Here is a 14,612-nt window from a genome sequence, read left to right as displayed (position 1 = left end):
TAACCGAGAAGGAAGGTCAATGCGCCAGGATTCGGGTACGGGTACGGGGTCGGGTACGGCGACGGAGCGAACGTATGAGGTATTACGGGAGCAGATCGGACGTGGCGAGTTGAAGCCGGGCGAGGCGTTGCGGCAGGACCATTTGGCGGCGGCGCTGGGGGTGAGTCATGTGCCGGTGCGTGAGGCGTTGACGATGTTGGCGTCGGATGGGCTGGCGGTGAGTCGGGTCAATCGTGGCACGGTGGTGGCGGCGCTCACGGAAGACGACGCGCTTGAGCTGGCGGATTTTCGCGCGTTGCTGGAGGGGCGTCTGATGGCGCTGGCGATGCCGAATCTATCGCGTGCGGATCTGGCGCGGGCGTGGGCGGCACTGGAGGCGTTGGAGGCCGCGACCGACCTCGCGGACATCGTGATGCGCAACGCGGCGTTTCACACGATGCTGTACGCGAAGGCGGAGCGCCCGTACTTCGAGCGCGCCGTGGCGACGGCACGCTTGAACCTTGGGCGCTATCTGTTCCTGACATGGCGCAAGGCGGACAACGCGCAACGCTCGCATGAGGAGCACCGCGCGTTGCTGCGTTTGTGCGAGGCGGGCGACGACGCGGGCGCCGTCGCGCTGGTACAAGCCCACAATCGGGCGACGGGGGAGCAGATCGCAACGATCATTCGCGAGGCGCGGGCGGGGTGAGTGCCGGGCTTGCCCTATCTGACCGGCGGCTCCCCGTTCGAAACCACCCTTCGGCGTTGTGTTGCGGAACCGTGTGTTGACGTGGATCGCCCGCAACCTGCTACTTTGACCGATGAGTCACCGGCCGCGCAATCGCGTCAGACGTTGAACAGGAAGTTCATCACGTCGCCGTCGTGCACGACGTATTCCTTGCCTTCGGCGCGCATCTTGCCGGCTTCCTTCGCGCCTTGTTCGCCCTTGTACTGGATGAAGTCGTCGAAGGCGATGGTCTGTGCGCGGATGAAGCCGCGTTCGAAGTCGGTGTGGATCACGCCAGCCGCCTGCGGCGCCGTGTCGCCCACGTGGATCGTCCAGGCGCGCACTTCCTTCACCCCGGCGGTGAAGTACGTCTGCAGACCCAGCAGCTTGAAGCCCGCGCGGATCACGCGATCCAGCCCCGGCTCGTCCATCCCCATGTCGGCCAGGAATTCCGCCTTGTCGGCATCTTCCATATCGGCAATCTCCGCCTCGATGGCCGCACACACCGCCACCACCGGCGCTTGCTCGCCTTCCGCGTACTTGCGCACCGCTTCCAGATGCGGATTGTTCTCGAAGCCGTCGTCTTTCACGTTGGCGACATACATCGTCGGCTTGGCCGTGATCAGACAGAACGGTTTGATCAGCGCCAACTCGTCGTCCGACAGATTGATCGAGCGCACCGGACGCGCCTCGTTGAGTACCGGCACCACCTTCTCGAGCACCGCCACGAGCTTGGCCGCTTCCTTGTCGTTGCCCGACTTGGCCGCCTTCGTATAGCGTTGCAATGCCTTCTCGACCGTGCTCAGATCGGCCAGCGCCAATTCGGTGTTGATGACTTCGATATCCGAAATCGGATTCACCTTGCCCGCCACGTGGATGACGTTTTCATCCTCGAAGCAGCGCACAACATGCGTGATGGCGTCCGTTTCGCGGATGTTGGCGAGGAACTGGTTGCCCAACCCTTCACCCTTCGACGCGCCTGCCACCAGACCGGCGATGTCCACGAATTCGACCGTCGCCGGCAAGATGCGCTCGGGCTTGACGATCTCGGCCAGCTTGCCCAGACGCGGGTCCGGCACTTCCACCACGCCGACGTTCGGCTCGATGGTGCAGAACGGATAGTTCTCGGCGGCGATGCCCGCTTTGGTCAGTGCGTTGAAAAGGGTCGATTTGCCGACGTTGGGCAAGCCGACAATGCCGCATTTGAGGCTCATGCTAAATCCTGTCTAATCCGATAGATGCGCCGTTGCATTCGCCGGTCGTTGCGGTCGGTGATTGCGTCGCGAAAAGTCCGCTATTGTACCCGTTCCGCCGCCAACAACGCCCTCGATCCCCGCAACCCCCGCAACCCCCGCAGCCTCCGCTTCGGCGAGGAACTCAACTCAGTTGCTTCGCCGAGAACGTGTCGCACTTGCGCATATCGCCGTATTGCAGCCCCTGACGCAGCCAATACACGCGCTGGGCGCTCGTGCCGTGCGTGAACGACTCCGGCACCACGCGGCCCTGTGCCTGCTGCTGCAACCGGTCGTCGCCAATGGCGGCCGCCGCCTTGAGCCCCTGCTCGATGTCGCCCGGTTCCAGCAACTGCTCATTCGCCTTCGCGGCATTGTTGGCCCAGACCCCCGCGAAGCAGTCGGCCTGCAACTCCAGGCGCACCGACAGCGCATTGGCCTGCGCTTCGCTCGCGCGTCGCCGCACTTCGTCGAATTTCTCGGAAATACCCAGCAAATTCTGGATGTGATGGCCCACTTCATGAGCGATCACGTACGCCTGCGCAAAGTCGCCCCCGGCGCCGAAGCGCTGACGCAGTTCGTCGTAGAACGCCAGATCGATGTACACCTTGCTGTCGCCCGGACAGTAGAACGGCCCCATCGCCGTTTGCCCGGTGCCGCACGCCGTGGGCGTCGCCCCCGAGAACAGCACAAGTCTCGGCGGCACATACTGACGGTTCAGTTGCTGCGGGAACACGCTTGCCCAGGTGCGCTCGATGTTGCCGAGTACCTTGCGCGTGAAGACCGTCTTCGGGTCGTTGGCGGGCGTGGCGTTGGGCGCGGACTGCGGCTGCGACTGCGTCTGCCCCTGAAGCATCTGCGAGCCCTGAATAATGACGCGCGGGTCGATCCCGAAGAAATACGAGGCGGCCAGCGCCACCACAATCGTGCCGATACCGATCGTGGCGCGGCCTCCGAATCCGCCTCCCCGGCGATCTTCGACGTTCTGACTTTCGGATTCGTTGTCGAGGCGCATGGGCGGTCTCCTTGTCTGATAAGCGATATGCGCGGAAGATATGCGCGGAAGTATAGCGCCCGGTCGTGACACGCGACGCTGGGCCGCAGCCAATCCCCGGGCGGCTCGACCTCCGAAGCGCGGCAGGCGTGCGACAATACGCCATCTCGTTTTCTGAACCAGCCGGCTCGCGCGATTCAGGCGCTGGCGCTGCATTTGCCGCATGTCTCTAACGCAAACCTCCAGCCAAACGCACGATGTCATCGTCGTCGGTGGCGGTCTGGTCGGGAAGGCCGCCGCCTTGCTGCTCTCGCAGGCGCGTCTGTCCGTCGCACTGCTCGCCCAGCCGGCCCCCGCCGCGCCGCCGTCGTCCAACGGGCGCGGCGACCCTTGGGATGCCCGCATTTACTCGCTCTCGTCGAGCTCCCAGGCGCTCTTCGAGCGCATGCGCGTATGGCAAGCCGTCGACCCCGCGCGCGTGAATCCCGTCTACGACATGGAAGTCTTCGGCGACGAACGCGGCAGCCTCCATTTCTCGGCGTATCAGGCCGCTGTGCCGCAGCTCGCCTGGATCGCCGAATCGTCCAATCTCGAACGCGCGCTCGACGCCGCCCTGCGATTCTCCCCGCAAGTGCAATGGCTCGACGCCCGCGCCGATGCGCTCGAAGTCGATGCCGACGCCGCCCTGGTGCGCCTGTCCGATGGCAAGACCCTGCGCGCTTCGCTCGTGGTCGGCGCCGACGGCGCGCACTCCTGGGTGCGCCGTACCGCAGGGCTCGACGGCTCGGTGCGTCCCTACGAACAACTCGGCGTGGTATGCAATTTCCGCGCCGAACGCCCGCATCGCGATACCGCGTTCCAATGGTTTCGCGACGGCGAGATCGTCGCGCTGTTACCGTTGCCGGACCAGCACGTCTCGCTGGTCTGGTCGGCCGCCGACGAACATGCCAGGCGGTTGCTTGCGCTCGATCCCAAAGCGCTTGCCGAGCGCGTCGACAGCTTCGCGAACGGTGAACTTGGACGTCTCACGCCGGTCTCAGCGCACGCCCAGGGCTTCCCACTCGTGCTCGCGCGGGCCAAACGCCTGATCGCGCCGCGCGTGGCGCTGGTCGGCGACGCAGCGCACGTCGTGCATCCGCTCGCCGGCCAGGGCATGAACCTGGGCTTGCGCGACGTGGCGGCGCTCGGCGACGCGCTCGCCGGACGCGAGTCGTTCCGCGATTGTGGCGACATCGCCGTCCTGCGTCGCTACGAGCGCGCCCGCAAGGAAGATATCGGCAGTATGGCGTTCACGACCGATGGCCTGCACAAGCTGTTCTCAGCGAGCAGTCCACTCGCCAAGTTCGTCCGCAACGCTGGGCTCGACAGCGTGAACCTGCTGCCGTTCGTCAAGAAATTCCTGATCGGCCGCGCCCTGGGCTAACCCTTCGGGCGTTCGTTCCGGCAAATTCCGGCCGATGCTGGAATGCCCGGACGCGCCTCTCGCTCGACACACTTCTGGAGATACTCGATGTTGCAACGTTATCGCGCCGCGGCGCTCGCAGCGCTCGGTCTGGCGGCGGTTTGCGCCGCGACTTTCATCGTGCCCGCCGTCGCACAGAACAAGCCCAGCGCCGCGCTCGACCGCGTGAAGGCCGCCGTGCAGAAAACCCTCGGCGCCGAGGCCCCCGTCCAATCGGTGGCGCGCACCCCCATCCCTGGGCTCTATGAAGTGGCCGTCGGCGGCGACATCATCTACTCGGACGAGAAGGCGCAGTACGTGATTGTCGGAGGTAACCTCGTCGACACGAAGACGCGCCAGAGCCTGACCGAAGCGCGTCAGTCGGAGTTGAACAAGGTCGATTTCGCGAAGCTGCCGCTTGACCACGCCATCAAATACGTGAAGGGCAACGGCAGCCGCAAGGTCGCTGTGTTCTCCGATCCGAACTGCCCGTACTGCAAGCGCTTCGAGCAGATGCTCAAGACGTCGAGTATCGATAACCTCACCGTGTACACCTTCCTGTATCCGGTGCTCGGCCCCGACTCGGATGCGAAGTCGAAGGCGATCTGGTGCGCCCCCAATCCGGTCACCGCGTGGCATGACTGGATGCTCGACAAGAAGGCGCCGCCGACCCCCGCTGCCAAGTGCGACGACAACGCCGTGCTGCAAAACGTGGCGCTGGGCCGTCAGTACAACGTGACCGGCACGCCGACGATCATTCTGTCCGACGGCCGCCGTTTGCCGGGCGCCGTGCCGGCCGAAGCATTGGAGAAGGCGCTCGCCACGATCAAGTAACTGGCCGCCCGCCAGCGCCCGACCGCCCCGACAACAAGAAGCCGCCACGTCATGAAAGCCACGTCTGCTGTGCCCGCCATCCGGTATGCGATCGTTCCGAAGTCGCCTGCCGCCCATCTGTTCGAAGTGAGCGTCACGGTCTCGAATCCTGCCCCCGACGGCCAGCGTTTCACGCTGCCCGCGTGGATTCCGGGCAGCTACATGGTGCGCGAGTTCGCTCGCAACATCGTGACGATCGGCGCTACCTGCCGGGGCCGAAAGATCGCGCTCGACAAGCTCGACAAACATACGTGGCAGGCGGCACCGTGCAAGGGCACGCTGATCGTGACCTATGAGGTGTACGCGTGGGACCTGTCGGTGCGCGCCGCACATCTCGACGACACGCACGGCTTCTTCAATGGCACGAGCGTGTTCCTGCGCGTCGAAGGCCAGGACCATGCACCGTGCGAGGTCGAGGTATTGCGTCCGCGCGGTGCGGCGTTCAAGGCGTGGCGGGTTGCGACGGCGCTCGCACCGGCCGACGGCACGGCGGCGCTCGACTTCGGGCGCTACCTGGCCGTCGACTATGACGAACTGATCGACTCGCCGGTCGAGATGGGGACATTCGTTCATGCCACGTTCAAGGCGTGTGGCGTGACGCACGAAGTCGCCATTACGGGGCCGGTGCCGAATCTCGATCTGGACCGCCTGGTGCGCGACATGAAGAAGATCTGCGAAGCGCAGATCCGCTTGTTCGAGCCGGGCGCGAGTTCGCGATCGCGCGTGCCGATGGCGCGCTACGTGTTCCTGCTCATGACCGTCGGTGACGGGTATGGCGGGCTCGAACATCGCGCCTCCACGGCCCTGCTCGCCAGCCGCAACGATCTGCCGGTGCAGGGACAGGCGCGCATGAGCGACGCGTATCGCAGCTTCCTCGGTCTGGTGAGCCACGAGTACTTCCATACGTGGAACGTCAAGCGCATCAAGCCAGCGGTGTTCGCGCCGTATGCGCTCGATCGGGAAGCTTATACACGCCTGCTGTGGCTGTTCGAAGGCTTCACGTCGTACTACGACGATCTGATGCTGGTGCGCAGTGGCGTGATCGCGCCTGCGGCGTATTACGACCTCGTTGCCAAGACGGTGGCGAATGTGTTGCGCGGCAACGGCCGGTTCAAGCAGACCGTGGCCGAGAGTTCGTTCGATGCCTGGACGAAGTACTACCGTCAAGACGAAAACGCGCCGAACGCCATCGTCAGCTACTACACGAAGGGATCGCTCGTCGCGCTCGCGCTCGATCTGACGATTCGTTCGCACACGCGCGGCCAGAAGTCGCTCGACGACATCATGCGTGCGCTGTGGCAACGCTACGGTCGCGACTTCTATCGCGGCTCGCCCGTGGGCATCGACGAGAATGCCGTTCAGCCGCTCTTCGAAGCGGTCTCGGGACTCGACCTGTCGGCGTTTTTCGCCATGGCGATCAACGGCACGCGCGATCTGCCGATCGAAGCGTTGCTGGAGCGCGTTGGCCTCACTCTGGCGCCGGTGCCGGCGGAGGACGCTCGTCCGTCGCTTGGCGTGAAGACGGCAAAGCGCGGCGACGATCTCTCGCTCACACAGGTGCTCGACGGCGGGGCCGCGCAGGCGGCGGGCCTGTCGGCGGGCGATGTCCTGGTCGCCATCGACAGCCTGCGCGTGACGCCGGGCAATCTCGACAAGCTGCTCGAGCGCTACCGTCCTGGCGATAAGGTGAAGATTCACGCTTTTCGCCGAGACGAACTGCGCGAGGCTGCGCTCACGCTCGACGCGCCGGAGATCTCGAAGTACCGCATCGCCGAGACGCGCGATCGCGCCGCCGCACAGCGTCGCGAAAAGTGGCTGTCGGCCTGAGCGCGTTGGGGTCTCGCGCGCCGCTTGCGTGCGCGAGGCTCATTCTTGCGCCGGACCCGGTACGCTCGGGTCCCGGTTCTCCTCCGGACACGACCTGGCGACCGCGAGCATATGCTCGATGAAGACCTGCGTCTTGCGCGGCAGGAAGCGTCGCGATGGCGTGACCAGATGCACCGGGCTTTCCGGTAGCGACCACGCCGGCAGCACCTTGACGAGTCGACCGGTGCGCAACGCGTCCTCGGCCAGTACGTCGGTGAGCGCTGCGATGCCGCTGCCGGCAAGCGCCATCTCCTTGACCATTCCCATGCTGTTGACCTGAATCGCACCGTGCATGGTGATGTCTGCACGCTGGCGTCCCTTATGGAGCGTGTCCGAGTTGAACAGACGCCGCGCCCCTTGCAGAATCACGAAACGATGGCCCGCCAGCTCATCGGGCGTGGCAGGCAGCCCCGTCGCACTTAGATACAGCGGGCTCGCGTACAGGCTGCGTGTGAGCTTGAGCATCGGCCGCGCGACGAGCGTCGAATCGGAGAGTTGTCCTGCCCGAATGGCGACGTCGATACGCTCGCCGATCAGGTCGACCTGTCGCGAACTCAGATCGATATCCACCGTGATCTCGGGATAGGCGGCACAGAACGTGGCGAGCGGTACTGCCAGCCATTGCGCGGCAAAGTCGCCGGGTGCCGTGATGCGCAGACGTCCGCGCGGTTTGCTCGATAACTGCGAGGCGAAGTCGCGCGTCTCTTCCACTTCTTCGAGAATGGGCAGGCAACGTTCGTAATACGCCTCGCCCACCTCGGTCAGTTCAAGCCGCCGCGTGGTCTTGTGCAGCAGCTTTGTGCCCAGACGCATCTCCAGGCGCGACAGGCGTCGACTCACCGTGGCCTTGGGCAGACCGAGCCGCTCCCCCGCCCGGGTGATGCTGCCCGAGCGCACGACCTCCGCGAAAATGAGCATGTCATTCAAATCGTCAATCATCGCGAGCGCTCCTCGGTGACGCGGTCAGCCGGCAAGGGGAAGGAATCCTGTGCATTGTTCCAAAATAGGAACAAACAATTCGATTTTACCGGCTTGTTTCATTTTTGGGGATAACTAGAATTCACTTCAAGCCGACGCGCAATTCGCGGTACTCCCGAGAGGGGGCCAGCGCGCACGGATTCTCGAACCCCCAGGCTCAGGAGCCAGTGACATGACCACGATTCTGCAAATCAATTCCGCCGCCCGCTCGCAAGGCGCCAACTCGACCACGCTCGCTAACGAGTCCGTGGCGCAACTGGCCGCGAAGCACCCGGGTGCCAAGGTCGTTGTGCGTGACCTGCTGGCCGATGGTGTGCCGCATCTGGACGAAGCGGTGATCGGCGCGTTCTTCACGCCGGAAGAGCAACGCTCGGCCGAACAAAAGGCCATCATCGCTCGCAGCGACGCGTTGATTGCCGAGATCCAGGCGGCCGATTATGTCGTGTTCGGCGTGCCGTTGTATAACTTCCAGGTGCCGACGCAACTCAAGTCGTACTTCGACTGGATCGCCCGCGCCCGCGTGACGTTCCGTTATCGCGAAGACGGCAGCGTGGAAGGCTTGATCCAGGGCAAGAAGGTGATCGTGGCCTTCGCGCGCGGTGGTAACTACAAGGACACGCCGGCTGACAGCCAGACTCCGTACATCAAGACGATTCTCGGCTTCCTCGGCATGACGGACGTGACCTTCATCTTCGCGGAAGGCCTGGCCCGCGGTCCTGAATCGGCGGCAGCCGGCTTCAAGAACGCTCGCGAAGCCATCGCGGCGCTCTAAGCCTGACGGCCGACGCTGTCATCGTCTCGGTTCGCCTGCCCGCGCAGGGGTTCCCCATGGCCAATCCGACGCCGCTGCATCCGCGTCAGACGAAGCGCTCGGCTGGCGACGCCGCCGGGCGCGACGGCCCGTGCGCGCTCCCCCGCGTGCTTCCCGTCTCCCGGCCCGGCCGTTGTGCGGCCGCTGCGGGGGCGGGGGTTTTCGATCAGGTCGCCGAAACCGATCCGTTTCTGTCGATCGACATCTTCCGCCGTCACGGCGCGTGCATACCGCCGCATCCGCATGCGGGGTGCGTGGTGGCGACCTATCTGTTTCCCGAGTCGACGACCGCGTTGCGCTGCCGCCACGCGCATGGCGGCGACGCGGTGCTACGCCCCGGCGATCTGCTCTGGCTGGAGGCGAACTGCGGCACCGTACATGCCGACGTTCCCGAGAGCGCACGCGGCACGGTGCGTGGCGTGCGGATGATCGTGAATCGCGCGGGCCATCATGCGCGCGGCGCTCCTGCGCAAAGCGTGATCCGCGCCGATGCCATGGCGCATTGGCGCGACGGTGCGGTCGATCTGACGTTGATTTGTGGGCAGTGGGGCGAGCATCGCGCGGCGCGTGCCGACGCTGAGCGCACGACGCTGCTTCGGTTCGACTGGCGTGAGGACGATCTGCGCGCCTTGACCATTCCGTGCGACGGCCGTCGTTGGCTCGCGTTGATCGCGCAGGGCGAGGCGGCGCTCGCCGGTCATGCCCTGCGTGCGGAAGGCGGCGGGGCGCAAGCGGTGCTGTTGCCGCCCGGCGATTGGCAACTGGCCGGGCGCGCCGGTGCGCGCTTGGTGCTTGCAGGCGGCGAGCCACTCGACGCGCCCGTGGTCTATCGTGGCAACTTCGCGGCGCGTGACGAGAGCGAACTTGTCGCGCTCACGCGCCTCTATCAGCAGGGCTCGATGGGCACGCTGCCGCCCGTCACCGAATAGCGCCTGTATTCGCGAACCCCTTTGCGCAGGCTCGCGGCCCCAATCGTCCGACGGATGTCACCGTGCGACGGTGAGGCGGTGAGGCGGTGAGGCGGTGAGGCGTGGTCAGTGGTCAGTGGAGCAGGCGCAGGGCAGGCCATCGCTGTCACCGGCTTACGCCGGGACTTGCCAGTCGATGGGCGTCTGACCGTGCTGCGCGAGGAAGGCATTGGCCGCGCTGAAGTGCCCGCAGCCGAGGAAGCCGCGATGGGCCGAGAGCGGTGAGGGGTGCGGGGCTTCGAGCAACAGATGCCCGTGACCCTCAAGCAGCGGCGCTTTGGCCTGCGCATGGCTGCCCCACAGCAGGAACACCCGAGGCCGTTGCTGCGCAGCCAGGCCCGCGAGCAACGTGTCGGTACAGGCTTGCCATCCCCCCTTTTTGAACGGCTTCGCGTGACTTGCCGCGTGACCCGCTTCCACTGTCAGCGTCGTGTTGAGCAACAACACCCCCTGTTTCGCCCACGCGTCGAGGTTGCCATGCAGCGGCGCGGCAATCCCGAGATCCCGCTCGATTTCCTTGTAGATATTGCGCAGCGAAGGCGGTATGCGCACGCCACGCTGCACGGAAAACGCCAGGCCGTGCGCCTGCGCGATGCCGTGATCGTCGCCGTGATAGGGGTCTTGTCCGAGGATGACGACCTTCACGTCGTTGGGTGAGGTCATGCGAAGCGCGTGGAAGATGTCCGCCGGATAGACGGTCTTGCCTGCGGCGACCTCGGCATCGACGAAACGACATAGCGGTGCGTATGCCTCGCTCTGAACGAACGCAGCGAGCAGCGTTTGCCAGTCGCCGGGCAACGCGTCGAACTGATCTTCGACGCGCCCTTTGAGCGGGCCTGCGACATGGGCGTCGTCCACGAGGGGTTTGGGGGCGGCAGCGAGTGGTGTCGATGCGGGCGTCAACGATGCGTCCGACTTCGGCGGGCGTCCGCGTCGGCGTTGCGGCGTCTCTGGCACGGCGACGGGTGGCTGCGGCAGCACGGTCGTGTCGTGCGCGTTGCCGCTCGGCGCCGGTTCGTCGAACAGTGAACCTTGCCGTTCATCATTTATCGACGGGGATGCGCCGCGTGAGCGTGATGTCATGCGAAAAGTCTATCGAATGGGTTGGCGATGGAAAGGGCCGTGGCGTCCGGCATCGGGGCATCTGGCATCGAAGCAAAGCGATCAGTGACCCAGCACCTTTTGCCGCAGACGATAGCCGCGCTGCGCCTTGCTCACGTTGTCGCTGTGCAGCTCGGGCAGCACGTCGCGCAGGTTCCGCGCGAGGGCGTGGAGCATACGCTCGCCCTGGCTTTCGCGGTCGTCGTCCGGCGCGTCGAGCAGTTCCAGTTCGACTTCGACGAGTGGTTCCGTGTGACGTTTTCCGTCGGCCTCGACGGCCACTTCGCCACGGTCGAAAGCGATCTCCACTGCCGTGCCGTCACCCGCGATGTAGCGCCACAGGCGTCGCACGAAATTCGTTTCGAACTGTGCGACGACATTCGCGCCTTGTGCGCGCAACAAATCGGCGGTGGCAGGTACATCGCACGCGGCGATCAATTGGGGAAGCTCGAGCGCTTCGCCGTGTACGGGCAGTTCCCATTCGTGGCGCACATGCAGTCCGTCGCGTGCTTCGCCGACCGACTTGAGCGTTTGCAGCCATTGTCCGGCGTGGCCGTCGCGGGCCACGAAGCGGAGTCGCAGCGCAGCCTTGGCGTTTGCGAGGGCGAGGGCGGGCGTATCGAAATAGCGATTGACGAGGTGGCGCTCGCCGCGCGCTTCGGCACCGGGCAAGCGATCGAGGTGAGCCACCAGCGCGTCGGCGCGTGCGGTGGACAGGTCGCCGGGGAGGGCAAGTTTGAGTTCGCGTTCGATGGCCATGGGGCCGCTCCTGTATGGGGGACGCCGAGGACGCCGGGGATACCTGGGATGCCGGGCGCCGCAACGCCGTGCAGGAACGACGCGTCTTGTCAGACATCGGGCGGTGTCCCGGGCGGGACGCCGCCCGATCGCTCGTGTGACGCGGGTTAGCGCGTCAGCGAGGCATGTCGAACAGTGTGGCGAGCGCATCGCCCGGCTCGGGCGCGCGCATGAAGGCTTCGCCGACGAGAAAGGCATTGACGTTGGCCGCGCGCATGCGGGCCACGTCGTCACGCGACAGGATACCCGACTCCGTGACGACCAGACGATCGTCCGGAATGTGCTTGAGCAGGCCCAGCGTGGTGTCGAGCGACACTTCGAAGGTGTGCAGGTTGCGATTGTTGATGCCCAGCAGCGGCGTGCTCAGTTCGAGTCCCGCGTCCAGTTCGTGGCCGTTGTGCACTTCAACGAGTACCGCCATGCCCAACTCGTGGGCTTGCGCTTCCAGCTCGCGCATATGCGCCAGTTCCAATGCGGCGGCGATCAGCAGAATGCAATCGGCGCCCATCTCGCGCGCCTCGTAGACCTGATAGGCGTCGATCATGAAGTCCTTGCGCAGCACCGGCAGATCGCAGGCGGCACGCGCCGCCTTCAGATACTCGGGGGCGCCCTGGAAGAACTGTACGTCGGTCAGCACCGACAGACAGGCGGCGCCGCCTTGCTGATACGACTCGGCGATTAGCGGGGGGGCGAAGTTCTCGCGAATCACGCCCTTCGAGGGGCTGGCTTTCTTGATCTCGGCGATCACGCCGGACAGACCGCTGCCGATCTTCGTGCGCAATGCGCCCACGAAGTCGCGCGTGCCCAATGCGCTGTCGCCGACGGTGGCTTCGGCGTCGCGGCGCAGGCTCGCGAGGTCACGGACGCGCTTCGCAGCGGCGACTTCTTCGGCCTTCACGGCCAGGATCTTGTCGAGAACGGTAGACATATCGATGGGTGACTAGGGACCTACGGAGAGTGATGGACGTCGCCGGAGCCGACGTCCATGGGGTCGTGATCGGGCGCGGCGTAACGTTGAGCCTTGGCTTAGCCTTGGTTGTGCCTTGGCTGGACGTCAAGCCTTGAATCGCTGCGTGAACGTCACGAACTCGTCGAGCTTCGCGCGTGCCGCGCCGCTGGCAATCGATTCGCGTGCCATCGTGATGCCGTCGCCGATCGAGGCGGCTCGGTTGGCGGCATAGAGCGCGGTGCCGGCGTTGAGCGTGACGATCTCGCGCGCGGTGCCAGGCTTGTCGTCGAGTGCGTCGATCAGCATGGTCTTCGATTCGTCGGCGCTGCCGACCTTCAGGCTGCGATTGCTCACCATCTGCAGGCCGAAGTCTTCCGGATGGATCTCGTACTCGGTGACCTTGCCGTCCTTGAGCTCGCCCACCACGGTGGCGGCGCCGAGCGACACTTCGTCCATGCCGTCCTTGCCGTAGACCACGAGGACGTGTTCGGCGCCCAGACGCTGCATCACGCGGACCTGAATGCCGACCAGATCGGGGTGAAACACCCCCATCAACTGGTTCGGTGCGCCGGCGGGATTCGTGAGCGGCCCGAGAATATTGAAGATCGTGCGTACGCCCATTTCCTTGCGGACGGCGGCGACGTTCTTCATCGCAGGATGATGGTTCGGCGCGAACATGAAGCCGATGCCGACTTCGCGCAGGCACACGGCGACCTGTTCGGGCGAGAGCATGATGTTGACGCCCAGTGCCTCGAGCACGTCGGCACTGCCCGACTTCGAACTCACGCCCCGATTGCCATGCTTGGCGACCTTCGCGCCGGCGCCTGCCGCCACGAACATCGATGCGGTGGAAATATTGAACGTATGCGAAACGTCGCCGCCCGTGCCCACGATGTCGACGAAATGCTCGTCGGCCGGTGCGTCGACGTGGTTGGCGAATTCGCGCATGACCTGGGCCGCCGCGGCGATTTCACCGATGGTCTCCTTCTTCACGCGCAGGCCGGTGATGATGGCCGCCGACATGACCGGAGAAATCTCGCCCTTCATGATGAGGCGCATCAGATGCAGCATCTCGTCGTGGAAGATCTCGCGGTGTTCGATGGTGCGCTGCAGGGCTTCTTGCGGGGTAATCATGATGTGTTCTGTCCTCTGTCGTGTCGCCCGGTGGCGTGGCTTGTTCGGTTCGGGCGGCTCAGGCGGCCTGGGCCACGCGCGGCGCGGCTTGCAGGAAGTTGCGCAGCACGGCGTGGCCGTGCTCCGACAGAATCGATTCCGGGTGGAACTGCACGCCTTCGACGTTGAGCGTCTTGTGACGCACGCCCATGATCTCGCCGTCGTCCGTCCATGCGGTGATTTCGAGGCAATCGGGCAGTGAAGCGCGCTCGATGGCCAGCGAGTGATAACGCGTGACGGTAAAGCGCTTGGGCAGATTCGCGAACACGCCCTGTTGCGTGGTCTCGATCTCGCTCACCTTGCCGTGCATGATTTGCTGAGCGCGCACGACGTTGCCGCCGAAGGCTTCGCCAATGGCCTGGTGGCCGAGGCAGACGCCGAGTATCGGAATTTCGCCGGAGAAGCGCTTGAGGACGTCGAGTGTGATGCCCGCATTGGCCGGACAGCTCGGGCCGGGCGAGAGGCAGATGCGCTCAGGCGCGAGCGCGGCGATGGCGTCGAGCGTGATTTCGTCGTTGCGAAAGACCCGCACGTCTTCGCCCAATTCACCGAAATACTGGACGATGTTGTAGGTAAACGAGTCGTAGTTGTCGATCATCAGGAGTCTCATGATTCTAAGTCCTTGATTTCATTAATGTTTTCCATTACACACAACCTCCATTACCCACTTTATTACACACATCGACAGTTGATTGCGATGGACGAAGCGCGAGCATGTGCTG

The 14,612-nt window shown here is 64.9% G+C and carries 14 protein-coding genes; 6 read left to right on the top strand and 8 right to left on the bottom strand.

Translation table 11 applies throughout. The annotated features are described in order from the left end of the window. The first annotated feature begins 19 nt into the window (after positions 1-19). A complete protein-coding gene (locus ACE3UG_RS16795) occupies positions 20-688 on the top strand; it encodes a GntR family transcriptional regulator (protein WP_374625930.1) in 669 nt (222 codons plus the stop codon). 137 nt (positions 689-825) lie between these two features. On the opposite strand, the gene ychF is transcribed toward ACE3UG_RS16795, so the two are convergent. Next, on the bottom strand, positions 826-1,920 hold the full coding sequence (ychF, locus tag ACE3UG_RS16790) for a redox-regulated ATPase YchF (protein ID WP_374625928.1): 1,095 nt from the start codon (positions 1,918-1,920) through the stop codon (positions 826-828). 163 nt (positions 1,921-2,083) lie between these two features. Then, positions 2,084-2,953 carry a neutral zinc metallopeptidase gene (locus tag ACE3UG_RS16785; protein WP_374625926.1) on the bottom strand — a complete coding sequence of 290 codons (870 nt, stop codon included), beginning with the start codon at positions 2,951-2,953 and terminating at the stop codon, positions 2,084-2,086. Between the two features lie 202 nt (positions 2,954-3,155). On the opposite strand from ACE3UG_RS16785, the gene ACE3UG_RS16780 reads away from it, so the two are divergent. The 3 genes from ACE3UG_RS16780 (at position 3,156) to ACE3UG_RS16770 (ending at position 7,073) form a co-directional block, all read left to right on the top strand. Continuing rightward, positions 3,156-4,355, top strand: coding sequence for a UbiH/UbiF family hydroxylase (locus ACE3UG_RS16780; RefSeq protein ID WP_374625924.1), 1,200 nt, complete (start codon positions 3,156-3,158; stop codon positions 4,353-4,355). Between the two features lie 87 nt (positions 4,356-4,442). Further along, the gene (locus tag ACE3UG_RS16775) at positions 4,443-5,207 is read left to right on the top strand and encodes a DsbC family protein (protein WP_374625922.1); all 765 of its coding nucleotides are present in this window, start codon (positions 4,443-4,445) and stop codon (positions 5,205-5,207) included. A 69-nt stretch (positions 5,208-5,276) separates the two neighbouring features. Continuing rightward, complete coding sequence (locus tag ACE3UG_RS16770) at positions 5,277-7,073, top strand: M61 family metallopeptidase (protein ID WP_374626056.1); 1,797 nt, start codon at positions 5,277-5,279, stop codon at positions 7,071-7,073. Positions 7,074-7,112: 39 nt separating this feature from the next. Here the strand turns inward: ACE3UG_RS16770 and ACE3UG_RS16765 are convergent, their stop codons facing one another. After that, positions 7,113-8,051 carry a LysR family transcriptional regulator gene (locus ACE3UG_RS16765; protein ID WP_374625920.1) on the bottom strand — a complete coding sequence of 313 codons (939 nt, stop codon included), beginning with the start codon at positions 8,049-8,051 and terminating at the stop codon, positions 7,113-7,115. A 211-nt stretch (positions 8,052-8,262) separates the two neighbouring features. Here ACE3UG_RS16765 and ACE3UG_RS16760 point away from each other — a divergent pair, with 211 nt between their 5' ends. Further along, entirely contained in the window at positions 8,263-8,862 is a 600-nt protein-coding gene (locus ACE3UG_RS16760) for an FMN-dependent NADH-azoreductase (protein WP_374625918.1), read from the top strand. A gap of 56 nt (positions 8,863-8,918) precedes the next feature. Further along, complete coding sequence (locus ACE3UG_RS16755) at positions 8,919-9,830, top strand: pirin family protein (protein ID WP_374625916.1); 912 nt, start codon at positions 8,919-8,921, stop codon at positions 9,828-9,830. Between the two features lie 153 nt (positions 9,831-9,983). Here the strand turns inward: ACE3UG_RS16755 and ACE3UG_RS16750 are convergent, their stop codons facing one another. The 5 genes from ACE3UG_RS16750 to ACE3UG_RS16730 all read right to left on the bottom strand — a co-directional run bounded on the left by ACE3UG_RS16750 (position 9,984) and on the right by ACE3UG_RS16730 (position 14,500). Next, complete coding sequence (locus ACE3UG_RS16750; protein WP_374625914.1) at positions 9,984-10,952, bottom strand: uracil-DNA glycosylase; 969 nt, start codon at positions 10,950-10,952, stop codon at positions 9,984-9,986. Positions 10,953-11,033: 81 nt separating this feature from the next. Further along, entirely contained in the window at positions 11,034-11,729 is a 696-nt protein-coding gene (locus ACE3UG_RS16745; protein ID WP_374625911.1) for a CYTH domain-containing protein, read from the bottom strand. A 154-nt stretch (positions 11,730-11,883) separates the two neighbouring features. Then, positions 11,884-12,696 carry an indole-3-glycerol phosphate synthase TrpC gene (gene trpC, locus ACE3UG_RS16740; protein ID WP_374625909.1) on the bottom strand — a complete coding sequence of 271 codons (813 nt, stop codon included), beginning with the start codon at positions 12,694-12,696 and terminating at the stop codon, positions 11,884-11,886. 126 nt (positions 12,697-12,822) lie between these two features. Next, positions 12,823-13,854: an anthranilate phosphoribosyltransferase gene (trpD, locus tag ACE3UG_RS16735; RefSeq protein WP_374626054.1), complete on the bottom strand. Its 1,032-nt coding sequence runs from the start codon at positions 13,852-13,854 to the stop codon at positions 12,823-12,825. A 55-nt stretch (positions 13,855-13,909) separates the two neighbouring features. Further along, entirely contained in the window at positions 13,910-14,500 is a 591-nt protein-coding gene (locus ACE3UG_RS16730) for an aminodeoxychorismate/anthranilate synthase component II (RefSeq protein WP_374625907.1), read from the bottom strand. Positions 14,501-14,612: the final 112 nt, after the last annotated feature.

The organism is Pandoraea sp. (assembly GCF_041919235.1).
GTDB lineage: Bacteria > Pseudomonadota > Gammaproteobacteria > Burkholderiales > Burkholderiaceae > Pandoraea.
This window is presented reverse-complemented; position numbering and strand designations above follow the sequence as displayed.

Bases quoted from the DNA above. Each gene is read 5' to 3' on its own strand.
- ACE3UG_RS16775 (WP_374625922.1), top strand. From the start codon at position 4,443: ATGTTGCAACGTTATCGCGCCGCGGCGCTCGCAGCGCTCGGTCTGGCG.
- ACE3UG_RS16780 (WP_374625924.1), top strand. From the start codon at position 3,156: ATGTCTCTAACGCAAACCTCCAGCCAAACGCACGATGTCATCGTCGTC.
- ACE3UG_RS16745 (WP_374625911.1), bottom strand. From the start codon at position 11,729: ATGGCCATCGAACGCGAACTCAAACTTGCCCTCCCCGGCGACCTGTCC.
- trpC (WP_374625909.1), bottom strand. From the start codon at position 12,696: ATGTCTACCGTTCTCGACAAGATCCTGGCCGTGAAGGCCGAAGAAGTC.
- ychF (WP_374625928.1), bottom strand. From the start codon at position 1,920: ATGAGCCTCAAATGCGGCATTGTCGGCTTGCCCAACGTCGGCAAATCG.
- ACE3UG_RS16765 (WP_374625920.1), bottom strand. From the start codon at position 8,051: ATGATTGACGATTTGAATGACATGCTCATTTTCGCGGAGGTCGTGCGC.
- ACE3UG_RS16795 (WP_374625930.1), top strand. From the start codon at position 20: ATGCGCCAGGATTCGGGTACGGGTACGGGGTCGGGTACGGCGACGGAG.
- ACE3UG_RS16755 (WP_374625916.1), top strand. From the start codon at position 8,919: ATGGCCAATCCGACGCCGCTGCATCCGCGTCAGACGAAGCGCTCGGCT.
- ACE3UG_RS16760 (WP_374625918.1), top strand. From the start codon at position 8,263: ATGACCACGATTCTGCAAATCAATTCCGCCGCCCGCTCGCAAGGCGCC.
- ACE3UG_RS16785 (WP_374625926.1), bottom strand. From the start codon at position 2,953: ATGCGCCTCGACAACGAATCCGAAAGTCAGAACGTCGAAGATCGCCGG.
- ACE3UG_RS16750 (WP_374625914.1), bottom strand. From the start codon at position 10,952: ATGACATCACGCTCACGCGGCGCATCCCCGTCGATAAATGATGAACGG.
- ACE3UG_RS16730 (WP_374625907.1), bottom strand. From the start codon at position 14,500: ATGAGACTCCTGATGATCGACAACTACGACTCGTTTACCTACAACATC.